The sequence below is a fragment of the Streptomyces sp. NPDC052114 genome (assembly GCF_040680155.1).
Classification (GTDB): Bacteria; Actinomycetota; Actinomycetes; order Streptomycetales; family Streptomycetaceae; genus Streptomyces.
Genome location: NZ_JBFAWC010000011.1, coordinates 15826 through 38096, shown reverse-complemented (window position 1 = coordinate 38096; position 22271 = coordinate 15826). Strand labels below are relative to the sequence as shown.

The window sequence follows — 22271 nt, the reverse complement described above, 5'->3', positions numbered from 1 at the left end:
ACGACAGTGCCCGCCGCTCCCCGAGGGGACGCGGCGGGCACGGTCGCATGCCGTGGTGCGGTCTCACATGACCGGGTCGGGCTCCCGCGCCAGGTCGGCCGCGCCGACCAGACCGGCCTTGTTGCCCAGCTGGGCAGCGATGACCTGGGCCTCGGGGCGCCAGTTGCTGCCCACGAGCCAGCGCTTGAAGGACTTGCGGATCGGGTCGAGGACCAGCTCGCCCTCGTCCGAGAGACCGCCGCCGATGATGAACGCGGACGGGTCGAAGAGCGAGGCGAGGTCGGCGAGGCCGGCGCCGGCCCAGCGGGCCAGCTCGCGGTAGGAGTCGACGGCGACCGCGTCGCCCTGCCGGGCGGCCATCGAGATGTGCTTGCCCTCGATGCCCTCGGGGGTGCCGTCGCCCAGCGACAGGAGGTACTCGGCGTTCTCGGGGGTGGCGTTGGCGCGCTGCTTCGCGTACCGCACGAGGGCGCGTCCGGAGGCGTACTGCTCCCAGCAGCCCTGGCTGCCGCAGCCGCAGAGCAGGCCGTCCGGCACCATCCGGATGTGGCCGAACTCGGCGGCCACGCCGAAGTGGCCGCGGCGCAGCTTGTTGCCGATGATGATGCCGCCGCCGAGGCCGGTGCCGAGCGTGATGCAGATGACGTTGCGGTGGCCCTTGCCGCCGCCGAACTTGTACTCGCCCCAGGCCGCGGCGTTGGCGTCGTTCTCCACGACGACCGGCAGGCTGACGCGCTTCTCGACCTCGTCCTTGAGCGGCTCCTGCCGCCAGTCGATGTTCGGCGCGAAGTAGACCGTGGAGCGCTGGCGGTTGACGTAGCCGGCGGCGCCGATGCCCACGCCGACGATCTCGTGACCGGCGCGCGCGCCCTCCACGGCGGAGGCGATCGCGTCGACGATCGCCTCGGATGTACCAGGGGTCGGCACCTTGAAGGTCGAGAGGATGTTGCCGTCCTCGTCGACCACTCCGGCCGCGATCTTCGTGCCGCCGATGTCGACGCCGATGGTGAGTCCCATGAATCCCTCAGTTCGGTCGAGCCCCGCTAGGGCCCACCGTACCCGAGGGGGGTCAGTCCAGATCGATGTGTTCGCCCGCCGCGGGGCCCTCGTCCCGGCGGTCCGGGCCGGGCTTCGCGCCGCCCGTCCCCTCGCCGCGGGTCCACCTGCTCTCCTGGCCCTCGACCGCCGAGCGGTAGGCGGCGAGCAGCTCCGAGCCGGCCGCCGCGAGGTGGTCGAAGACGTCGGGGTTGCGCTCGATGACCGGCTCGACGACCGCCCTGGCCTCCCTGACGACCTGCTTCAGGGTCTGCTCGACGGCGCCCTGCGCGACCGCGCCGAGCAGCGGCGACTGGAGCCCGGACAGCTTCTCGGAGACGGCGTCGACGAGCTTGCGCAGCTCCTCGGCGGCCGAGCCGGGCGGGGGGCCGTACTGCGCGCGGCGGCGGGCCTTCTCCTCGGCGAGGTCCTCGGCGCAGGCCGTCTCCCAGGCGTCGGCGTCGACTTCACGGGGTTCGCGCTCGGTGGCATCGCTCATGCCACTCGACGTTACCCGAATGGCCGTAGCGCGTTCACCGGGTGCGCGGCGGCGGGCCTCAGCGCCCGCGCGGCCACAGGTCGGGATCGGGCGCGAACCGCACCCGCAGCTCGCCCTCGCGCAGCCCGGCGCCCGCGACGGTGCAGCGGCGCAGCGCGGACGGCAGGGTGACGATGCGGCGGAAGGGCCCCGCGGTGACGACCAGTTCGTCGCCGCGCCGGATCAGGCCGAGCTCCTCGCGCCCGATGCCGGGCAGCGGGACGTGCCAGACGTACGCGTGGCTGTCGTTGTCGGCGGGGGCCTCGGTGACGGGCCAGGCGACGGGGTCCTGGGCGGGTCCTGGCGCCGGGAGGCCGAGGGCGGCGAGGTCGTCGGTGCCGCGCGGGTCGCGGCCGAGGTGGCGGACCTCGCCGACGCGCTCGTGGGTGGCCGTCCACTCGTCGAGCGTCTTGCGCTGCTGGGCCGCGAGCCCGGCGAGCCAGGTGTCGGCGCCGGACTCGGGCAGCAGGCGGTTGGCGACCAGGAGGTCGGTGCGCAGGCCGTGCAGGGCGAGGCCCGCGGCGGCGGTGCGCACGGCGTCGGCGCCGGCCGGGCCGGGCTCGGCGACCAGCCGGACGGTGGTGCCTGGAGCCTCCAGGACGGCCTGCGCGGCGGCGAGTTCGTCCTCCCAGCGGGCTGCGGTCTCGTACAGCCAGGCGGCCGGCATCGGGACACCCGCGAGGCGGCCGAGCATGGGGCGCAGCGCGCGGGCGGCCTGCCGCTCGGGCGGGAGCAGTCGGCGCAGATAGCGGCGGAGCTGCTCGGGCAGGGCGAGGGCGGCGAGGGCCCGGGGGGCGGGCGGCAGGTCGACGACCACGGTGTCGTACGCGGTGTCGTGGGCGGCGTCGCGCAGGGCGCGCAGCAGGGCCAGTTCCTCGCTGCCGGGCAGCGGGGTGAGTTCGTCGCCGTCGAGCCGGTCGGCGCCGAGCAGGTCGAGGGCGCCGGCGGCACGTTCCTGCAGGGCGAGCAGGTCGTCCCGGAAGCGGTCGTCGGGGGCGAGGTGTCTGGCCGTGAGCCCCGGGTGCGCGTCCGGTCCGCCGAGCACCGCGCCGAGGGTGTCGGCGCGGTCGGCGGACAGCACGAGGACCCGGTGGCCGGCGCGCGCCGCGGTGAGCGCGGTGGCCGCGGCGACGGTGGTCCGCCCGGAGCCGCCGGGGCCGGTGACGAGAAGGGTGCGCATAAGGGTGAACGGTACGTGAGCGGCGTACCGGACCGCCGGGGTGTCCGTCCCGGCTACTTGCCCGTCTCAACCCGCTTCTTCAGACCCGCAAGGGCGCGGTCGATGATGACCTTCTCGGCCTTGCGCTTGATCATGCCGAGCATCGGGATCTTGACGTCGACGGTGAGCTGGTAGGTGACCTGGGTGCCGGAGCCCGCGGGCTTCAGCAGGTACGAGCCGTCCAGCGAGCGGAGCATCTGGGACTTGACGAGGGTCCAGCTCACTTCGTTGTCGCCGGTCCAGGTGTAGCCCAGCGTCTGGTCGTCCTTGATCGCGCCCGCGTCCATGACGAGGCGGACCTGCTGCGCGCGGCCCTGCTCGTCGGTGGCGAGGACCTCGGCCTCCTTCACCTCTCCCGTCCAGTCCGGGTAGCGCGCGAAGTCGGCGATCACCTCCATGACCTCGGCCGGCGCCGCCTCGATCGTGATGCTCGAGCTGGTGTGTTCCGCCATCGCTGTGGCTCCTCCAGATGCGCCGGGATGAGGTGGTGTGTACCGCGTGAAGGCTACCGCGCGCCGAGCGGTCACCACTCCAGGGCCCACGGCCTTCCCGACCCGGCGAAGTGCCCGACGTTCACGCATTCGGTCGCGCCGATGCGCATGCGCCTGACCAGCGGCTGGTGGACGTGGCCGAAGAGGGCGTACCGGGGGCGGGTCCGGCGGATCGCGTCGAGCAGCGCCCGGCTGCCGCGCTCGAAGCGGCGCGCGACGGTGTCGTAGAGGAGCTCGGGGACGTCCGGCGGGATGTGGGTGCACAGGACATCGACCTCGCCGACGGCCTCGATCTTGGCGGCGTACTCCTCGTCGCCGATCTCGTAGGGCGTACGCATCGGGGTGCGCAGGCCGCCGCCGACGAACCCGAAGACGCGGCCGCCGATCTCGACGCGCTCGCCGTCCAGGACGGTGGTGCCCGGGCCCGCGTACTCGGGCCACAGGGTCGGCATGTCGACATTGCCGTACGTGGCGTACGTCGGGGTGGGGAACGCGGCGAAGAGTTCGGCGTACTGCCTGCGGACCGCCGCCTCGATCGCCGGGGCACGGTCGACGCCCGCCCACAGTTTCCGGCCGAATTCCCTGGCCTCGTCGAAACGGCGCGCGGTGCGCAGCTCGACCAGCCTGGTGGCGTTCCGGGCGCCGAAGAGGTCGGGGAAGATGCCGCGCGAGTGATCGGCGTAGTCGAGGAAGAGCACGAGGTCACCGAGGCAGACGAGCGCGTCCGCGCCCTCACCCGCACGCGCGAGCCCCTCGGCGTTGCCGTGCACGTCACTGACCACATTGACCCGGAAAGCTGGCATACCGATCACCCTAGGACGGGCGCCCCGCAGAGGGTAGAGGGCTTCCGACAGCCGCCGGACCTGCGGTTACTTCCGAGTCGGGAAGACGGTGGCGTACTGTGCGAATCAGACCACAACGACGTGTGACGCACCGAACATCTGGCCCTGCCCCCCTACCGAACCAGCCATACCGATGGGTAACGTCCGGGCAGTCCAGTAGTGCTCAGCCCCCCACCGATTGAGCACCTGCCCGATCTTGGACCGCACCGTCGCAGCACACAACGTCGTGGCGCCGGCGCCCTATGTAGGAGCAGCAGTCTTGCGCGAGTTCAGCCTTCCGGCCCTGTACGAGGTCCCAGCGGACGGCAATCTGACCGACATCGTCCGCCGCAATGCCGCGCAGCACCCGGATGTCGCCGTCATCGGCCGCAAGGTCGCCGGCACCTGGCAGGACGTCACCGCCAAGGCTTTCCTCGCCGATGTGCGCGCCACCGCCAAGGGCCTGATCGCCGCCGGCGTGCGCCCCGGCGACCGCGTCGGCCTGATGTCCCGGACCCGCTACGAGTGGACGCTGGTCGACTTCGCCATCTGGAGCGCGGGCGCGGTCACCGTCCCGGTGTACGAGACGAGCTCGCCCGAGCAGATCCAGTGGATCCTCGGCGACTCCGGCGCCGTGGCCTGCGTCGTCGAGCTGGACGCGCACGCCGCCGCCGTCGAGTCCGTGCGCGACCGGCTGCCCGGCCTCGCGCACGTGTGGCAGATCGACAAGGGCGGCGTCGAGGAGCTGCACCGCACCGGCGCCGAGGTCCCGGACCGCACCGTCGACGAGCGCAGCGCGGCCGCCAAGGCCGACGACCCGGCCACCATCGTCTACACCTCGGGCACCACGGGCCGCCCCAAGGGCTGCGTCCTCACGCACCGCAGCTTCTTCGCCGAGTGCGGCAACGTGGTGGAGCGCCTCAAGCCCCTCTTCCGCACGGGCGAGTGCTCCGTCCTGCTCTTCCTGCCCGTCGCGCACGTCTTCGGACGGCTGGTCCAGGTCGCCGCGCTGATGGCGCCGATCAAGCTCGGCCACGCGCCGGACATCAAGCACCTCACCGATGAACTGGCCGCGTTCCGGCCGACGCTGATCCTCGGCGTCCCGCGCGTCTTCGAGAAGGTCTACAACTCGGCGCGCGCCAGGGCGCAGGCCGACGGCAAGGGCAAGATCTTCGACAGGGCCGCGGACACGGCCATCGCGTACAGCCGCGCGCTCGACACGCCCTCGGGCCCGTCGTTCGGCCTGCGGATCAGGTACAAGGTCTTCGACAAGCTGGTCTACAGCAAGCTGCGGGCCGTCCTCGGCGGCCGCGGCGAGTACGCGATCTCCGGCGGCGCCCCGCTCGGCGAGCGCCTCGGCCACTTCTTCCGCGGCATCGGCTTCACGGTCCTGGAGGGCTACGGCCTGACCGAGTCCTGCGCCGCCACCGCCTTCAACCCGTGGGACCGCCAGAAGATCGGCACGGTCGGCCAGCCGCTGCCGGGTTCGGTCGTGCGGATCGCCGACGACGGCGAGGTGCTGCTCCACGGCGAGCACCTGTTCAAGGAGTACTGGAACAACGAGGGCGCCACGCAGGAGGCGCTCGCCGACGGCTGGTTCCACACCGGCGACATCGGCACGCTCGACGAGGACGGCTATCTGCGGATCACCGGCCGCAAGAAGGAGATCATCGTCACCGCGGGCGGCAAGAACGTCGCCCCGGCGGTGATCGAGGACCGCATCCGCGCGCACGCGCTCGTCGCCGAGTGCATGGTCGTCGGCGACGGCCGGCCCTTCGTGGGCGCGCTCGTCACGGTCGACGACGAGTTCCTCGGCCGCTGGGCCTCCGACCACGGGAAGCCGGCGGACTCCACCGCGGCGTCGCTGCGGGACGACCCGGATCTGCTCGCGGCGATCCAGAGCGCGGTGGACGACGGCAACGCGGCGGTGTCCAAGGCGGAGTCGGTGCGCAAGTTCCGTGTCCTCGCCTCGCAGTTCACCGAGGAGTCGGGGCACCTGACGCCGTCGCTGAAGCTGAAGCGGAACGTGGTGGCGAAGGACTACGCGGACGAGATCGAGGCGATCTACCGCGGGTAGCGTGGGCGGGGGCGCCCACGCGCCGTGGGGGTTCCTCTCTCGCTTGCGGCTCTCGGTCGTGGGTGGTTGCTCGCGCAGTTCCCCGCGCCCCTGGAAGGCGGCTCCGCCGCCTCCAGGGGGCAGTCGTGCAAGAGCCTCCCTGGCAGACCAGTAGGCGCTACAGGAGTTCCTTCAGCCTCTCCGCCAAGAGGTCCCAGCGCCACTTCTCCTCCACCCAGGAACGGCCCCGCTCCCCCATCCGGGAGCGAAGCTCCGCGTCGCCGAGGAGGGTGACGATGCGGTCGGCCGCGTCCTCGGGCACACCGCCCCGGACGACCCAGCCCGTCTCCCCGTCGAGCACCGCGTCCGGCGCCCCGCCGGAGTCTCCGGCGACGACCGGCAGGCCCGTGGCCGACGCCTCCAGGTAGACGATGCCGAGGCCCTCGACGTCCAGGCCCCCGCGCCGGGTCCGGCAGGGCATGGCGAAGACGTCGCCCGCTCCGTAGTGCGCGGGCAGTTCCGCCCACGGCACGGCGCCGGTGAACCGTACGGAGTCCGCGACCCCCGTCTCGGCCGCGAGCCTGCGGAGGTCCTTCTCGTACGGGCCGCCCCCGACGATCAACAGCACCGCGTCCGGCTCCGAGGAGAGAATCCGCGGCATGGCGAGGATCAGCGTGTCCTGGCCCTTGCGCGGCACGAGCCGTGAGACGCAGACGACGACGGGCCGGTCGGTCAGGCCGAGCCGGGCCCGCACCGCGTCACCGCCCGAGCCCGGGTGGAAGGTCTTCTCGTCGACGCCGGGCGGCAGTTGGACCATGCGGTCCGCCGCGGCGGGCGTCAGCGCGGCGGCGATCCGCGAGCGCGTGTACTCACCCAGATAGGTGATCGTGTCCGTCGACTCTCCGATGCGGCGCAGCAACTGGCGCGAGGCGGGCAGCTGGGCCCACCCGGCCTCGTGCCCGTGGGTCGTGGCCACGAGCCGCGTCGCGCCAGCCTTCCGCAGGGCCGGCGCCATGAGCCCGAGCGGGGCGGCGGCCCCGAACCACACCGACGTACAGCCGTGTTCGCGCAGCAGCGAGACCGCGCGGCGGGTGGCGCGCGGGGTCGGCAGCAGCATCGTCGTGGGGTCGCGCACGACCGTGAAGGGCTGCTCGGCGTCGAAGGCGGCGGTGGCCTCGGCGCCCTCGCGGCCGCGCTTCCAGGTGGAGGCGTAGACGACGATCTGCTCGGGGTCCAGGCGCAGCGCCATGTTGTGCAGGAACGCCTGGATGCCACCGGGCCTGGGCGGGAAGTCGTTCGTGACGATCAGGGTCTTGTGCATCGCGCCCGACAGTACCGAAAGCCGTCGGCGGCGCCGAACGGGCCAGCCTCTTCGACCTCACCCGGCTCCGCCCGGCATCATGACTCCTCGAATCACGACGAAGTACGTGAAATGGGGCGAGGAACGCATGGCGCGCATCCTGACCGTCTGGGTCCTGACGAGGGCCGTGCTGCTGCTCTGCGTCTTTCATGTCCTCACGGCCCCGGGCCCGGACGTGACCAGCGACGTGTCCGTCATCTACCAGGGCTGGTACGAGGTCCTGCGCACCGGCACCTTCCCGCTCGACGACGTCACCTGGCAGTACCCGCCCGCCGCCGCCCTCGCGATCCTCTCCCCCGCCCTGCTGCCCTTCCTCGGCTACGCCTCCGCCTTCTTCGTGCTCTCCTTCCTCTGCGACGCGGCGGTGTGCGGACTGCTCCTGTACGCCGGCCGGCGGCCCGGCACGTCACTGCGCGGCGCCTGGACGTGGGTCCTCGGCGTGGCCCTGCTCGGCCCCATCGTGTACGCCCGCTACGACGTGATGGTGACCGCCGTCGCGGTCGCCGCGCTGCTCGCCGGGGCCCGGCATCCGCGTGCCATGGGCGCGCTCGCCGGGTTCGGGGCGCTGCTCAAGGTGTGGCCGGTGCTGCTGCTCGTCGGCACGCCGCGCGGGCGGGCGACCCGGCGGTCCTGGGCCGCGGCGGCGGGCACGGCCGCCCTCCTCACGTCGGCGTTCCTGGTGGCGATGCCGGGCGCGCTGGCCTTCCTCACCTTCCAGCGCGACCGCGGCACGGAGGTGGAGTCGCTGGGCGCCCTCGTCCTGCACGTGGCGCGCAATCTGGGCTGGCGGGGCGAAGTACGGCTCAACTACGGCTCGGTGGAGTTCCTCGGCCCGTACGTGCCGCTGGTGAGCACCGCGGCGCAGCTCCTGACGGCGGCGGCCTTCGGCTGGCTGCTGGTGTGGCGGCTGCGGGCGCGGGCCTGGTCGGCGGGGACGGTGGCGGACGCCGCGTTCGTGGCGGTGCTGCTCTTCACCGTCACGAGCCGGGTGATCAGCCCGCAGTACATGCTGTGGCTGATCGGGATCGCCGCCGTCTGCCGGGTGTTCCGCGCGAGCCGCATGGAGGTGCCCGCGCGGCTGGTCCTCGCGGCGGCCCCGGTGACCTTCCTGGAGTTCCCGGTGTGGTTCTCGCACGTCGTGGCGAGCGATCCGCTGGGGGTGGCGCTGCTGACCGTACGCAACGGCCTGCTCGTCGCGGCGGCCCTGGTGGCCTGCCGGAACCTGTGGCGGCGGACCGTGTCCGAACCGCGCGCCCAGGAGCGGCGCTCCGCCCCCGCGGAGGTCAGCCGAGCTCGGAGCGCAGATACGTACGCCAGCGCGCCGTGAAGTCCTGCGGCGTCGTGTCGAGGACCTCGCCCAGCGCGTCCTCGACCGCGCCCGCCCGCTCCTCGTGGGCGCCCACCGCGCGGTAGAAGTCCGTCAGCTTCCGCTCGCCCCAGTGCTCCGCGATCAGCCGGCAGGCCAGCCACGCGCCCTCGTACGCCCCCGCGAGCCGCTCGGCGTCCCCCGCGAAGCCGAAGTCCTCGTCGCCGGGGAGCGCGCCCGGCAGCTCGCCGCGCTGCACCGCGCGGCGCAGCTCGGGCGCCGCCTGCTCCGGGGTGCGCCCCGTGCCGCGGTAGCCCACCCAGTCCGCGAAGCCCTCGGAGAGCCAGAGCGGGGTGGCCGCGGAGGTCTGCGCGCGGGTCGCGACATGCGTCGTCTCGTGGGTGAGGACGACCTGCTTGCCGAAGTCGCCGAGGACGCCGTACGCCTCGGGGTTGATGATGATCCGGTCCGCGGGCGCCCGCCGGGACCCGCCCGCCTCGCCCGTGGTGACCGCCGCGATCCCCCGGTACCCGGAGGCCGGCGACCCGAGCAGTCCCGCCATGCCGTCCAGGGAGCGCGGCGCGAGGACGACGACCCGCCCCGGCCACTTCGGGGGCCAGGCCTCCGTGACCGCGGGCACCGCGCGGTCGGCGAGCTCGCGGTAGGCGCGCAGCTCCGAGGGGCTCTGCCCGACGCCGAGGACGAGGCTGCGCGCGCCGCGCTCGGCGATCACGCGCCCCTGGTCCCAGAGTTGCTGGCCCGCCTTCTTCGCGGGCCGCTCGGCGGTGACGTACCAGCGCCCGTCGTCCCGTCTGAGGGAGAGCGTGCGCTCCGCGGTGAGCGGGGCGCGGTCGTAGCCCTTGAGGCGGTAGCGCAGTTCGGCGTCGGCCGTGGCCTCGGATCCCGAGCGGTCGAGGCGGGTCAGGCGGTACTCCCAGGACGCCAGCGGGATGCCGCGCGCGTTGTCGAACAGGTCGGCGCCGCCGGGGCGGCGCTCGGTCCTGTCGTACGCCCGCTCGTCGCCGTCGAGGACGGCCCGCGCGCGCCGGTCGAGGAGTGCGCGCACCTCGCCGGTGGCGGCGTCCGGCGCCGGACCGCCGCCGCATCCGGCGAGCACGGCGAGGCACAGCGCGAGGCACAGCGCCACCGCCCACGACCCACGCCTGTGACCAGCCACCTTCCCGATCGTACGGGGCGGGGCCGGTCAGCGGCGGGTCAGACCCGGGTCACGGACGACACCGGCATCATGCCGACGGGGTCGTAGCGCACCGCCGCCCCGGGGTACGGGGCGTGCACCACCTGGCCGTTGCCCATGTACATCCCGATATGGCTGGCGTCGTCGCGGTAGGTCACCAGGTCGCCGGGCTGCGCCTCGGCGAGGGACACCTGCCGCCCGGCGTACCGCTGGGCCTGCGAGGTGCGCGGCAGCCCGACCCCGGCCTGCGCGTACGACCACTGGGTCAGGCCCGAACAGTCGAATCCGGAGGGACCGTTGGCGCCCCAGACGTAGGGGCGGCCGACCGCGGACCGGGCGGCGGCGATGGCCGCGGCGGCCCGCGAGGAGGACGGGGCGCCGCTGCCGAGGTCGGGGATCTCGGTGCGCCCTTCGCCGCCGGAGCGCGAGGACCGGTCGTACGCCTCGCGCTCCTCGCTCGGCAGCGAGTTGAGCAGCCGTCTGGCCTTGGCGAGCTTGTGCTCGACGGTGCGCTTGTGGCGGGCGACGGTGGTACGGCTCTTCTCCAGCTCGGCGAGCTTGCGGCTCGCCTCGGAGCGCTCCTGCGCGAGGCCGCGCTGGGCCCGCTGGAGATCGGCGAGTTCGCCCGCGTGCCGGGCGCTGATGCGGTCCAGGGCCGCGGCCTTGTCGAGGTAGCCGTCCGGGTCGGAGGAGAGCATCAGGGCCAGCGAGGGGTCGATGCCGCCGGAGCGGTACTGCGCCCCGGCGAGCGAGCCGAGCGCGCCGCGCATGCGGTTGATGCGCTCCTGGCCGCGCGCGACGCTGTCCTTGGCCCGCTCGACCTGCCCGCGCAGCTTGTCCGCGCGCTCATCGGCCTTGTTGTACGCCTCGGTTGCCTTCTCGGCCTGTTCGTACAGCCGGTCCACCTGGGCGCGGGTGTCGGACGGCTTGTCCTGCGGCGCGGCACCCGCGGGTGCGGCGGCGAGGGCGGCCGCCGCGGTGGCCGCGGCCGCTGAGAGGACGGTCACGCGCGTGCTCCGGTCGAGACCGGACTGCGCGGGACGGCGATGGGACCCCACGGGAAGCCGCTCTCCCTTCCGCTGACGAACCCCCGGCTGTCCGGGGGAATGCGCGCCGACAGTAGCCGTGCGACCACACGGGGGCCAAAGACCTCGCGGGGCGGGGAAAGCGCGCGGACAGCCCGACGCCCCGCCTCAGACGCAGGTCATCAACGGGGCGTGGGGTCAGCGGGAGTTGCCGGAATTCGCCCGTTTGGGCGGTGCCGACAGCGCGTTGACGTCCGGGTCAGCCGATGCGGACGCCGAACTGGAAGTTGCCGAGGTACTCGATCTTCTCGTAGCGCACCACGGCGCCGGGCTTGGGGGCGTGCAGCACCTGGCCGTTGCCCGCGTAGAAGCCGACGTGCGCGAGGTTGTTGAAGAACACCAGGTCGCCGGGCTTGAGCTGGCTGCGGCCTATCTTCGTGCCGTCGTTCTGCTGGGTGTACGTGGTCCGGGTGATGGACACGTCGGCCTGGGCGTACGCCCACTGGGTGAGGCCGGAGCAGTCGTAGGAGTTGGGGCCCGAGCCGCCGGAGACGTACGGCTTGCCGAGCTGGGTCGCGGCGGCGGCCAGGGCCGCGGCGCCACGGTTCGAGGCCGGGGCCTCCTTGCCGAGGTCCGCGCGGTCGCTGGCGGCGCGGCTCGCGCGCTGCTCCTTGGCCGCCATGTCCGCCTTCTCCTTGGCGGTCAGGGTGTTGAGGAGCTTCTGCGCCTCGCCCAGCTTGCCCTGGACTTCCTTCTTCTTCCTGCCGAGCTCCTTGCGGGTGTCGGCGAGGTCGTCCAGCTTGCCCGCGGCCTCCTTGCGCTGCTGCGCGAGGTCCCGCTGCTTCTTCTGGATCTTCTTGAGGCCCTCGACCTGCTGGCTGCTCAGCTGGTCCAGGGTGGACGCCTTGTCGAGGTAGTCGTCCGGGTCGGCGGAGAGGAAGAGCTGCAGGGAGGGGTCGATGCCGCCGGAGCGGTACTGCGCGCTGGCCAGCGAACCGAGGCCGTCGCGCAGGTCGTTGAGCTCCTCCTGGCCGCGGGCGACCTTGTCCTGGAGCTCGCCGATCTGCTTCTCGAGCTTCTCCTGCTTCTCCTTGGCCCCGTTGTACTTGTCGGTGGCCCGGCCCGCGTCCTCGTAGAGCGCGTCGACCTTGGACTTGACCTCGTCCTTGCTCGGCTTCGGGGCGGCCTGGGCGGCACCCTGCGAGGTGAGGGCGACGGCAGCGGCGGCGGTCGCGGTGAGCACGGTCACGCGGGTGCGGCTCGGCTGCTTGGGTCGACGGTGGGACGCCACGAAGGCGGCTCCTTCTTCCTCCGACCGCCTACCGAGACCCGGTGGGCGGGCACCACCGCCGCCACCCCGGATGGGTGATCAACCGAGCGGAGGTTCGGGCGTGACCCTAGTGACCTTCTTGTGATCAGTTCAAATCCCACCGGCAAAAAACCGGTGGACGAGCGCATTCTTTACCGATGACGCACTGCCAGTAATGATCTTCTGACGCTACGTCGCGCCAACGGCCCCTCAATTCGGTCATAGGGCACGTGAGTTACGTGTGCACCTTTAGCCCCGCGAAAGCCGCGCGGGAGCGCCGCGCGGAACCGGCGCTTCAGCCCCGCGGAAGCCGTGCGCGGAACCGGCGCTTCAGCCCCGCGAGAGCCGCTTCAGCAGGACCGCCGAAGCCACCGGCCGCGCACCCGCCTTGGCGATGCCGTCGGCCACCTCGCGGTCGGTCGAGACGACCACCACGGGCCGTCCCGGCGGCTCCGCGCGCACCAGCTGACGGATCAACTCGTCCGCGGTGACACCGGGCTTGGAGAACAGCACCCGCACCCCGCGCGGCGGCGCGAGCAGCACGGGTGCGGCCAGCTCCGCGCCGTCGAAGACGCAGGTGACCTCGGCGCCCGACTGCAGGGCGAGCTGCGAGAGCGAGCCGAGCAGCCGCAGCCGCTGCTTCTCCAGCGGCATCGTCGGATAGCCGGTCTTGGTGACGTTGTAGCCGTCCACGACCAGGTGCGCCTGCGGCAGGGCGAGCAGCTGGTCCAGGATGGCCGGATCGTTCTCGGAGAGCGCGCGGGTGGCGATGTCCTTGGGCGACATCCGGCCCGGCTCGACGGCGTCCACGGTCTCCGCGGGCCGCACCGAGACGGGCGGCAGGGCCAGTTCGCGCCGCAGCCCCTGGGCCGCGTCCAGGACGGTGTCGAGCAGCAGCCGCACCCGCATGTCCTCGACGCTGCGCCCCTCGCGGGCCGCCCGGCGGCTGGCCTCCAGCGCGGCCTCGGTCTCGCCGAGCCGCGCCTTGAGCCGCCGGGTCTCGCTCTCGGCGGCGGACACCTGCGCCTGCCCCTCGGCGCGCACGGCCTCGGTCTCGGCGGCCGCCTTGCGCAGGGCGGCCTCGCCCCGCTTGACGTCGCTGAGGGCCCCGCGCAGCTTGCGGTGCATCGATTCGGCTTCCCTGCGGGCCGACTCCAGCTCGGCGCGCAGCCGCTCGGTCTCGGCCCTGGTCTGGCCGCGGGCCGCGGCGAGCTCGTCGCGCAGCCGGTCCAGCTCGGCCCTGGTCTCCTCGTCGGCCCGCTCGGCGTCGGCCCGCTGGGCCTCCTCGCCGGCGGCGGTGACCAGCTTCACCCAGCCCGTGGGGCGCAGCACGTAGGCCGCGGCCGCCACGTCCAGGGGGTCCGCGGCCGGGGGCGGCGAGCCCGCGTCCAGGGCGCCGGCGAGCTCGGGCTGGGCCTCTCTGAGACGTTCGCCGATGCGCTGGCGGAAGAGCGGCTCGCTCTCCAGCGCCGCCGCCATGGCGTTGCCCGCGAACTTCGCGCGCCGGGTGGGCGTGAAGCGGGCGTACTGCCGCAGCTGGGCGGGCAGTTCGGCCGGGGTGAGCCCGCCGAAGCCGTCCGAGACGATCTGGACGACCCGCCGGCGCACCCCGTCGGGCAGCGGGCGGTCGAGCACCTCAGCGGCGCCGTCGTCCGGCTCCCCGCCTGCGCTCTCCACCATCCGTCACCCCACTAGCTGTGCGGGCCCCGCTCCCTCAGGAGTCGGTGCCCGGCCTGTCCACGAGTTCCACTTGATCCACGGCGTTGCACCAGCGGCAGCGCACCGACTCGATGGTCTCACTGACCACCTCGCGTTCCTCGACCTTCGCCTCACCGGCGAGGTCGAGATGGACATACTCGACGACCTTGGAGGTGCGGGTCACGTCGAAACGCGTGAGATTGCCGCAGAGCGTGCAGCGCCACCGGGTGGTGGCGGTCGGCAGGGGAACCGTCATCGTGGCTGTTCGCTTTCTTCGGTGACTCGTTCGATGCTTGTTCGGCGACGTCATCGGCGCGTGGTGCCCACCGCGGTTCCCCGCGGTGCGCATTGCCCGTAACCCTAAGGCCTGTAAGGGGCGCCATGCGGCGGCCTCCGGCGCGGCATGGCGGTCTGTGCAGGTAGCGCCCGTTACGTCATGCTCTGTTCATGATCAAGACATGGAGCGCGCGGGCGGGCCGACTGCTGCGGGGCCAGTCCGCCCCGGTGACGTACGGACTGATCGCCGTCTGCTGCCTGGTCTTCGTGGTCTCGCCGGTGTCCGGGTTCAACCCCGTCTACGGCCGCGGCGACGAGCTGCTCGCCGCGCAGCAGACGTACTTCGAGCGGTGGGGGGTGGTACCCGTCGAACTGTTCAGCGGGGTCCCGCGCGCCGCCCTCGGTCCGTTCACCGCTCTGTTCGTGCACGGAAGCTGGCTTCATCTGCTCGGGAACATGCTGTTCTTGTACGTATTCGGGGCCATGGTCGAGGAACGCATGGGGCACCTCCCGTATCTGCTGTTCTACGTCGTCTGCGGTTATCTCGCCCTGCTCGCCTACGCGGCCGCGCACGCAGGCTCCGACCAGACGCTCGTGGGCGCCTCCGGAGCGATCTCCGCCGTCCTCGGCGCCTTTCTCTATCTCTTCCCGAAGGCGCGCGTCACCAGCCTCTTCCCGTTCCTCTTCTTTCTGCCGCTGCGGTTCCCGGCGTGGGTGGTGCTGCCGTTCTGGGTGGCGATCCAGTGGCTGGCCGCGGGGCAGGGCGGCAACGGCACGGGGGTGGCCTACCTCGCGCACCTCGTGGGGTTCTCGCTCGGGTTCGTGCACGCGTGGGTCGCCTACGGCCTGCGGGCTAGAGTGAAGGGCACAGCACCGGCCACCGAGGGAGACAGTCAGCCGTGATCACCGCGATCGTGCTCATCAAGACCAGCGTGGACCGGATTCCGGAGATCGCCGAGTCGATCGCCGCGCTCGACTCCGTCAGCGAGGTCTTCTCCGTGACCGGCACGTACGACCTGATCGCGATGGTGCGGGTCTCGCGCCACGACGACCTGGCGGACGTCATCCCCGGCCGCATCAGCAAGATCCCCGGCGTCGAGGGGACGGACACGCACGTGGCGTTCCGCACCTACTCGCAGCACGACCTGGAGGCCGCGTTCGCGATCGGGCTCGACTCCTAACCCGGCCGCTCCCCCGGCCCCGCCGCACGCCGCGGGGCGTATGAAGGTTTCTTCATCCGCGCCTCATCCGGGCGGCACGGTACGCCCGCCACCCTCGCTGTCATGGTCTTCACCCACCGCATGGCCGCCCTGGCCGCCGTCGTCGCGATCCCGCTCGGCATCGCCGCGACCAGCTACGCCCTGACCGACAGCCCGGCGCCGCCCAAGGCCCCGCCGAAGGTGGAGCTGGAGAGCGGCTCCCCGTCGTCGACACCGTCCTCGCCCCGGCCCACCCCGACCGACGAGAAGGTCTCGCCGCCGCCGGTGAGCGAGAATTCCTCGGGCGATGACAACGACGACGACGGCGACGACGGCCGGGGCGACACCCACGACGACGACGGCCCCGGTGACGACGGCTGAACCCCCGCGCCGCTGGATATCGGCCCGTGTCCGCATCCTGCTGTGGCTGCTCGTCGTGATGACCGTCGCGCTCACCGCGGTCGCGGCCACCACCCGCTCGGTCCTGCTGCGCGACGTCGACCACCGCATCGACCGCCTCCTGACCCAGGAGACCGGGGAGTTCACCAACCTCGCGCGCGAGGGCGTCGATCCGCACACCGGCGAGAAGTTCACCGACCCCGACCCGCTCCTGCGGCTCTTCCTGTCGCGGCAGTACGCCGACCCCGACGAGGAGCTCCTCGGCCTGGTCGGCCGCCCCGGCACGGCGCCCGCCAAGAAGGAGCAGGCCCGCGAGCCGCGGATCGACCACCCGCTGGCCGAGGACCCCGCAGCGCTGCGGGCCGTGTTCGAGTCCCGCGACGCGACCGGCACGCTCCACCGCGACCGGGGCGAGGTCCGCTGGGCGAAGGTGGAGATCGAGGAGGGGGCAGGACACCCGGCCGCGGCGTTCGTCGTGGCCTTCCACCCGGCGGGCGAGCGGGCCAGGGCCGGTGACGTGTTCACCATGCTGCTCGCCATCTCCGGCGTCGCGCTCCTGCTGACGACGGGCATCGGCTGGGCGGTGGCCGGGCGCATCCTCAAGCCGGTGCGGCTGGTGCGCACGGCCGCGGCCCAGCTCACCGAGCAGGACCTGACCCGGCGCATCCCGGTGCAGGGCAGGGACGACATCGCGGCCCTCGCCGAGACGTTCAACGGCATGCTGGACCGCCTGGAGCGGGCCTTCGCCGCGCAGCGCGAGTTCGTCGACGACGCGGGACACGAGCTGCGCACCCCCATCACCATCGTCCGCGGCCACCTGGAGCTGATGGGCGACGAGCCCGGCGAGCGCGAGGAGACCGTCCGGATCGTGACGGAGGAGCTGGACCGGATGAGCCGCATCGTCGAGGACCTGCTGCTGCTCGCCAAGGCCGAGCGCCCCGACTTCGTCACCCCGGAGCCGGTGCAGCTCGCCGAGCTGACCGCGGACGTGTTCGTCAAGGCACGGGCGCTCGGCGAGCGCGACTGGCGGCTGGCCGAGGTCGCCGACGCCGAGGCCGATCTCGACCCCCAGCGGATCACCCAGGCGATGGTGCAGCTGGCCCAGAACGCCGTCCAGCACACCGTCCCCGGCCAGCGCGTCTCCATCGGCTCGCGGCTGACCGCGGGGCGGATCGAGCTGTACGTCGCCGACAGCGGGCCCGGCGTCCAGCCGCAGGACGCCGCGGTGATCTTCGAGCGGTTCCGGCGCGGCACCGCGCGGCGCGGCTCCCGCGCCACCGGGGCCGGGCTCGGCCTCGCCATCGTCAGGGCCATCGCCGAGAGCCACGGCGGGCGCGTCGAACTGCGCCCCACGGACGGCGGCGGCGCCACGTTCGTCCTCGTGCAGGAACCACCGGAAGGAGCGGCGCAGCAGTGAACCGGCTACTGATCGTCGAGGACGAGGAGCGCATCGCCTCCTTCGTCGAGAAGGGGCTGCGCGCCAACGGCTTCACGACCACCGTGGTCGCCGACGGCGAGACCGCCCACGACTACGCCCTGACCGGCGGATTCGACCTGATCGTCCTGGACATCGGGCTGCCCGGGAAGGACGGCTTCACGGTGCTGCGCCAGCTGCGCGAGGCCCGGGTGTCCACGCCCGTCATCGTGCTGACCGCGCGGGACTCGGTGCGCGACACGGTGGCCGGTCTGGAGGGCGGCGCCGACGACTGGATGACCAAGCCGTTCCGCTTCGAGGAGCTGCTCGCCCGGGTGCGGCTGCGGCTGCGCACGGCGGCGCGGGCGCCCGAGGTGACGGTGCTGCGCAGCGGGGAGCTGACGCTTGACCTGCGTACCCGCAGGGCGCGTTCGGGCGAGCGGACGGTGGATCTGACGGCGCGCGAGTTCGTCCTGCTCGAACTGTTCCTGCGCCACCCCGGGCAGGTGCTCTCGCGCGAGCAGATCCTCTCCCACGTGTGGGGCTACGACTTCGACCCGGGTTCGAACATCGTCGACGTGTACGTGCGCGCGCTGCGCAAGAAGCTCGGCTCGGAGCGCGTGGAGACGGTGCGCGGGATGGGCTACCGGCTGCCGGAGTGAACACCCGTGCGCCCCGGCGCGACCGCGCGCGGGGCTCGGTGAAGTTCCTTTCATCTACGGCTCATTGAGGGCTCACGGCGCCGCACCACGCTGAACGGCGTGACCTTGAACCCGCGGCAAGCCGTGACCCTCTGCGTCGCGCTCAGCATCTGCGCCCTGCTGGTGGTGCCCGGGAACTTCCCCGGCCTGAGCGGCGACGCGCGCCTGACCCTCGCCGTCTTCGCCCTGGCGACCTGCGCCTGGATCGGTACGCCGATCGACGACACGTACATCGCGCTCGGCGCCGGCCTCGCCCTCACCGCGACCGGCGTGATCAGCAGCGACACCCTCTTCGGCACCCTCGGCGACGAGACGGTGTGGCTGCTGATCTGCGCGTTCGTGCTCGCGGCCGCCGTGGCGCGCAGCGGTCTCTCGGGGCGCGCGGCGGCCTTCCTCGTCAGCGGCGCCCGCACGGTGCGGCAGCTGACGCACCTGACGACCGCCGCGCTGGTCGTGACCGCCTTCGCGGTGCCCGCCACCTCGGGGCGCGCCGCGCTCGCGCTGCCCGTCTTCCTCGCCCTCGCCAAGGTCCTCGCCGACCGGAAGCGACTGGTCGTGATGCTCGCGCTGCTCTTCCCGACCGTGATCCTCCTGTCCGCGGTCGCGACCCTGATCGGCGCGGGCGCGCATCTGATCACGGTGTCGGTCCTGTGGGAGGCGACGGGCGAGCGGATCGGCTTCACCCAGTGGCTGCTGCTCGGGCTCCCGCTCGCCGTCGCCTCCTCCCATCTGGCGGCGGAGGCCGTCCTGCTCACGACCACGCGGCGCGCCGACCGCAAGGGTCCGGTCCACATCACTCTCGACCAGCTCCAGGAGCACAGCGAGCAGCCGGTCACCGGCCCCTGGGAGCCCGCCGAGACGCGCTGCGCCCTGCTCCTCGCCACGGTCGTCGCCCTGTGGTGCAGCGAGCCGCTGCACCAGGTGCCGCCCGCCGTCGTCGCGCTGATCGGCGCGGTCGTGGCCGCCTCCCCCGCGCTCGGCACCGTACGCCTCAAGGACGCGCTCAGGACGGTCCCCTGGGCGCTGCTCCTGTTCATGGCGGCCACGATGGCGATGGGCGTCGCGCTCGCCGACTCGGGGGCGGCGAAGTGGCTGGTGTCCGGGCTGCCCCTGGACCTGTCGCCCTGGGTGTTCCTCACCGTCGTCGTGGTGGTCAGCACGGCCGCGCACCTCGTCCTGCAGTCGCGCTCGGCCCGTTCCTCGGTGCTCGTCCCGCTGGTCGTCGCGGCGGCCGTCGGCGCGGGCGTCAACCCGGTCGCCGCCGCCCTCGCCTCCACGGCCGCCGCCGGCTTCTGCCACACCCTGCCCGCCTCCGCGAAACCGGTCACCCTCTTCGCCGAGATCCCCGGCACCCCCACCTACACCCCGCGCGACCTGCTGCGCCTGTCCGCGGTCCTGGCACCACTGACCGCCGCGCTGGTCCTGCTCTTCGCCGTGACGCTGTGGCCGCTGCTCGGCGTCCCCGTCCGCTGAATCCGAAGTCGCCCGAACGGCCGAGGTCCGCTGAACCACCGAGGAGACCCTCATGCTCACCCGTTTCGCCATCGCCCCCAGCGGCTTCAAGGAATCCCTGTCCGCGAGCTCCGTGGCCGAGGCCATCGCCGCGGGCGTACGCCGTGTCGTCCCGGACGCCGAGACCGATCTGATCCCGCTGGTGGACGGCGGCGAGGGCACCGCCCGCGCGCTGGCCGCGGCGGACGGCGGCCGGCTGGTCGCCCTGCCCGCGACCGGCCCGGTCGGCCAGTCCATCGGCACCCACTTCGCCCTGCTGCGCGACGGCACCGCGGTGGTCGAGATGGCCGCCGTGGCCGGACTCTCCCTGGTCCCCCGCGACCTGCGCGACCCGGGCGCCACCACGACGTACGGCGTCGGCGAGCTGATCCGCGCCGCCCTCGACAAGGGCGCCCGGCGCATCCTCGTCGGCTGCGGCGACTCGGGCACCTCGGACGGCGGCGCGGGCGCCCTGCAAGCACTCGGCGCCCGCCTCCTGGACGCGGACGGCTGGGAACTCCCGCACGGCGGACGGGAGCTGACGCGGCTGAGCCGCATCGACGCGAGCGGTCTCGACCCGCGCCTCGCGGACACCGAGATCCGGGTGGCCTGCAACCCCTTCAACGTGCTGTGCGGCGAGCGCGGCGTCGCCCGCGTCTTCGGCCCCCAGAAGGGCGCGACCCCCGCGCAGGTCGAGGAGCTCGCGGCCGCCCTGGAGCACTGGGCGTACGTCCTCACCCGCGACCTGCGCGTGCGCGCCGACCTCTCGCGCGGGCCCGGCACCGGCGCGTCCGGGGGCCTCGGCGCCGGGCTCGCCGCGCTCGGCGCCGTGCTGCTGCCCCGCTTCGACGTGCTGCTCGGCCCGCTCGACCTGGACGCCCGACTCGGCCGCGCCGACCTCGTCATCACCGCGGAGGGCGCCCTGGACCACCAGACGCCGCGCGGCAAGATCCCCGCCGAAGTGGCCCGCCGCGCCAAGCGGTTCGACCGTCCGGTCCTGGTGCTCGCCGGCACGATCGGGCACGGCGCCCACCAGGTGCGGGCGGCCGGCGTGGACGCCTACAGCGCGATCCTGCCCGCTCCCGTCTCCCTGACGGAGGCCCTCGGCCGGGGCGGCGAGTTCCTCACCGACGCGACCGAACGGGCCCTGCGCATGATCCAGCTCGGCTCACGGCTGCCGTCGCCGCGTGCTCAGGCGGCGGTGGTGTCGGGCACGCAGCGCCCGTCCTCGGTGCGGTAGCTCCAGCGCGCGCCGTCGGACACCAGCTCCTTGACGGCGCGCACGAAACGCTCGACGTGCTCGTCGGGGGTGCCCGCGCCGAAGCTCACCCGGATCGCGTTCAGCGACTTCTCGCCGGGCGCGGCCTCGGGGGCGCCGCACTCGCCGGGCTCGTCGGGCTCGCTGCCGAGCAGGGTGCGCACCAGCGGGTGCGCGCAGAACAGGCCGTCGCGCACCCCGATGCCGTACTCGGCCGAGAGCGCGGCGGCGAAGTGCGAGCTGTTCCAGCCGTCCACCACGAAGGAGATGACGCCCACGCGCGGCGCGTCGTCCCCGAAGAGCGACAGGATCCGCACCTGGGGCACCTGGGCGAGGCCCTCGCGGACCGTGCGGATCAGGTACTGCTCACGGGCCACGAGCTCGTCGAAGCCCGCCTCGGTGAGCGCCTTGCAGGCCGCGGCGATGGAGTAGACGCCGATGACGTTCGGGGAGCCGGCCTCGTGCCGCGCGGCGCTGTCGTGCCACTCCACGTCCACGCCGCCGTCCGTGCGCCGGGCCACCTTCCGCGAGGCCCCGCCGCCCGCGAGGTAGGGCTCGGCCGCGCGCAGCCAGTCGGAGCGGCCCGCGAGGACGCCCGAGCCGAAGGGCGCGTACAGCTTGTGGCCGGAGAAGGCGACCCAGTCGACGTCCAGCTCGTCGATGGAGACGGGGTGGTGGGGCGCGAGCTGCGCGGCGTCGAGCACGATGCGGGCACCGTGCGCGTGAGCGGCCGCCGCGAGCTCGCGCACCGGCCAGAGCTCACCGGTGACGTTGGAGGCACCGGTGACGCAGACCAGGGCCGGGCCAGTGGGGCCTCCCCTGCTCGAACGAAGTTGAGAGCTTGGGGAAGGGTCACGGTCGGCGAGCGCCCGCTCCAGGGTCTGCACGGCCTCGTCGGGGGTGCGCGGCGCGTTGAGGTAGGTGACGCGGGCGTCCCGCCACGGCAGGAGCGAGGCGTGGTGCTCGGTCTCGAAGACGAAGACCTGGCAGTCGGCGGGCAGGGCGGCGGCCAGCAGGTTCAGCGAGTCGGTGGTCGACCGGGTGAAGACGACCTGGTCGCCCTCGCGGCAGCCGAGGAACTCGGCGACGGCCGTACGGGAGTTCTCGAAGAGGTCGGTGGAGAGCTGCGAGAGGTAGCCGGCGCCGCGGTGCACGCTGCCGTAGTACGGCGCGTACGCGGCCACGTCGTCCCAGACCCGCTGCAGCGCCGGCGCGCTCGCCGCGTAGTCGAGCGCGGCGTAGGTGACTTCGCCACCGGTGACCAGCGGAACGGTGACGTCCCGGCCGAGGACCGGCAGCGGGGCACAGACGGAGGCGTCGACGGCAACGGCGGAAACAGACATGGCGAACTCCCGTGAGAGGCAGGTGAATTCACCGCGCCGGAGCTGCGTCGGGGGCTGCGTCGACGGCGCGGGAGAAGGGTGAAGAAGGGTGTGCGGAGGCGGGGCGTGGAAGCCCTGTCACATTCGCTTGCTCACGA

General features: G+C 73.2%; 21 protein-coding genes. 9 read left to right on the top strand and 12 right to left on the bottom strand.

Annotated features, from left to right (window positions below):
- Nucleotides 1-63 precede the first annotated feature (63 nt).
- The 5 genes from AB0L89_RS24245 to AB0L89_RS24225 all read right to left on the bottom strand — a co-directional run bounded on the left by AB0L89_RS24245 (nt 64) and on the right by AB0L89_RS24225 (nt 4086).
- Complete coding sequence (locus AB0L89_RS24245) at nt 64-1017, bottom strand: ROK family glucokinase (RefSeq protein WP_362340553.1); 954 nt, start codon at nt 1015-1017, stop codon at nt 64-66.
- A gap of 52 nt (nt 1018-1069) precedes the next feature.
- Nucleotides 1070-1534, bottom strand: coding sequence for a DUF5304 domain-containing protein (locus AB0L89_RS24240; RefSeq protein ID WP_365144394.1), 465 nt, complete (start codon nt 1532-1534; stop codon nt 1070-1072).
- A 58-nt stretch (nt 1535-1592) separates the two neighbouring features.
- A complete protein-coding gene (locus tag AB0L89_RS24235; RefSeq protein ID WP_365144391.1) occupies nt 1593-2753 on the bottom strand; it encodes an ArsA-related P-loop ATPase in 1161 nt (386 codons plus the stop codon).
- Between the two features lie 53 nt (nt 2754-2806).
- Entirely contained in the window at nt 2807-3244 is a 438-nt protein-coding gene (locus AB0L89_RS24230; RefSeq protein WP_365144388.1) for an SRPBCC family protein, read from the bottom strand.
- 71 nt (nt 3245-3315) lie between these two features.
- Nucleotides 3316-4086, bottom strand: a complete 771-nt coding sequence (locus AB0L89_RS24225; protein ID WP_365144385.1) for a metallophosphoesterase — start codon at nt 4084-4086, stop codon at nt 3316-3318.
- A gap of 298 nt (nt 4087-4384) precedes the next feature.
- Here AB0L89_RS24225 and AB0L89_RS24220 point away from each other — a divergent pair, with 298 nt between their 5' ends.
- Nucleotides 4385-6181, top strand: coding sequence for an AMP-dependent synthetase/ligase (locus AB0L89_RS24220; RefSeq protein WP_365144383.1), 1797 nt, complete (start codon nt 4385-4387; stop codon nt 6179-6181).
- A 157-nt stretch (nt 6182-6338) separates the two neighbouring features.
- Here AB0L89_RS24220 and AB0L89_RS24215 read toward each other — a convergent pair whose 3' ends face one another.
- Nucleotides 6339-7481, bottom strand: coding sequence for a glycosyltransferase family 4 protein (locus AB0L89_RS24215; protein WP_365144380.1), 1143 nt, complete (start codon nt 7479-7481; stop codon nt 6339-6341).
- A gap of 127 nt (nt 7482-7608) precedes the next feature.
- Between AB0L89_RS24215 and AB0L89_RS24210 the strand changes: the two genes are divergently transcribed.
- A complete protein-coding gene (locus AB0L89_RS24210) occupies nt 7609-8847 on the top strand; it encodes a glycosyltransferase 87 family protein (RefSeq protein ID WP_365145167.1) in 1239 nt (412 codons plus the stop codon).
- On the opposite strand, the gene AB0L89_RS24205 is transcribed toward AB0L89_RS24210, so the two are convergent.
- The 5 genes from AB0L89_RS24205 to AB0L89_RS24185 all read right to left on the bottom strand — a co-directional run bounded on the left by AB0L89_RS24205 (nt 8804) and on the right by AB0L89_RS24185 (nt 14309).
- The gene (locus tag AB0L89_RS24205) at nt 8804-10003 is read right to left on the bottom strand and encodes a hypothetical protein (protein WP_365144377.1); all 1200 of its coding nucleotides are present in this window, start codon (nt 10001-10003) and stop codon (nt 8804-8806) included. The two genes, AB0L89_RS24210 and AB0L89_RS24205, sit on opposite strands and share 44 nt — an antisense overlap.
- Nucleotides 10004-10041: 38 nt before the next feature.
- The gene (locus AB0L89_RS24200; protein ID WP_365144374.1) at nt 10042-11079 is read right to left on the bottom strand and encodes an NlpC/P60 family protein; all 1038 of its coding nucleotides are present in this window, start codon (nt 11077-11079) and stop codon (nt 10042-10044) included.
- Nucleotides 11080-11305: 226 nt separating this feature from the next.
- Nucleotides 11306-12337, bottom strand: coding sequence for an NlpC/P60 family protein (locus AB0L89_RS24195; protein ID WP_365144371.1), 1032 nt, complete (start codon nt 12335-12337; stop codon nt 11306-11308).
- Between the two features lie 348 nt (nt 12338-12685).
- The gene (locus AB0L89_RS24190; RefSeq protein WP_365144368.1) at nt 12686-14035 is read right to left on the bottom strand and encodes an NYN domain-containing protein; all 1350 of its coding nucleotides are present in this window, start codon (nt 14033-14035) and stop codon (nt 12686-12688) included.
- A gap of 34 nt (nt 14036-14069) precedes the next feature.
- Nucleotides 14070-14309: a hypothetical protein gene (locus AB0L89_RS24185; RefSeq protein ID WP_055700496.1), complete on the bottom strand. Its 240-nt coding sequence runs from the start codon at nt 14307-14309 to the stop codon at nt 14070-14072.
- Between the two features lie 191 nt (nt 14310-14500).
- Between AB0L89_RS24185 and AB0L89_RS24180 the strand changes: the two genes are divergently transcribed.
- From AB0L89_RS24180 to AB0L89_RS24150, 7 genes are all read left to right on the top strand, one after another.
- Nucleotides 14501-15232 carry a rhomboid family intramembrane serine protease gene (locus AB0L89_RS24180; protein ID WP_365144365.1) on the top strand — a complete coding sequence of 244 codons (732 nt, stop codon included), beginning with the start codon at nt 14501-14503 and terminating at the stop codon, nt 15230-15232.
- Nucleotides 15229-15510 (top strand): Lrp/AsnC ligand binding domain-containing protein, encoded by a 282-nt coding sequence (locus AB0L89_RS24175; RefSeq protein ID WP_055700494.1) that lies wholly within the window; start codon nt 15229-15231, stop codon nt 15508-15510. The genes AB0L89_RS24180 and AB0L89_RS24175 overlap by 4 nt, the downstream gene beginning before the upstream one ends.
- Before the next feature lie 102 nt (nt 15511-15612).
- Nucleotides 15613-15909, top strand: coding sequence for a hypothetical protein (locus AB0L89_RS24170; RefSeq protein ID WP_055700493.1), 297 nt, complete (start codon nt 15613-15615; stop codon nt 15907-15909).
- Nucleotides 15836-17344 (top strand): ATP-binding protein, encoded by a 1509-nt coding sequence (locus AB0L89_RS24165; RefSeq protein WP_365144360.1) that lies wholly within the window; start codon nt 15836-15838, stop codon nt 17342-17344. Before AB0L89_RS24170 ends, AB0L89_RS24165 begins: the two co-directional genes overlap by 74 nt.
- Nucleotides 17341-18003, top strand: coding sequence for a response regulator transcription factor (locus tag AB0L89_RS24160; RefSeq protein WP_365144357.1), 663 nt, complete (start codon nt 17341-17343; stop codon nt 18001-18003). Before AB0L89_RS24165 ends, AB0L89_RS24160 begins: the two co-directional genes overlap by 4 nt.
- A 99-nt stretch (nt 18004-18102) precedes the next feature.
- On the top strand, nt 18103-19515 hold the full coding sequence (locus tag AB0L89_RS24155) for an SLC13 family permease (protein WP_365144355.1): 1413 nt from the start codon (nt 18103-18105) through the stop codon (nt 19513-19515).
- A 52-nt stretch (nt 19516-19567) separates the two neighbouring features.
- Nucleotides 19568-20773 carry a glycerate kinase gene (locus tag AB0L89_RS24150; protein WP_365144352.1) on the top strand — a complete coding sequence of 402 codons (1206 nt, stop codon included), beginning with the start codon at nt 19568-19570 and terminating at the stop codon, nt 20771-20773.
- On the opposite strand, the gene AB0L89_RS24145 is transcribed toward AB0L89_RS24150, so the two are convergent.
- Complete coding sequence (locus AB0L89_RS24145) at nt 20725-22134, bottom strand: aminotransferase class V-fold PLP-dependent enzyme (protein WP_365144348.1); 1410 nt, start codon at nt 22132-22134, stop codon at nt 20725-20727. The two genes, AB0L89_RS24150 and AB0L89_RS24145, sit on opposite strands and share 49 nt — an antisense overlap.
- Nucleotides 22135-22271: the final 137 nt, after the last annotated feature.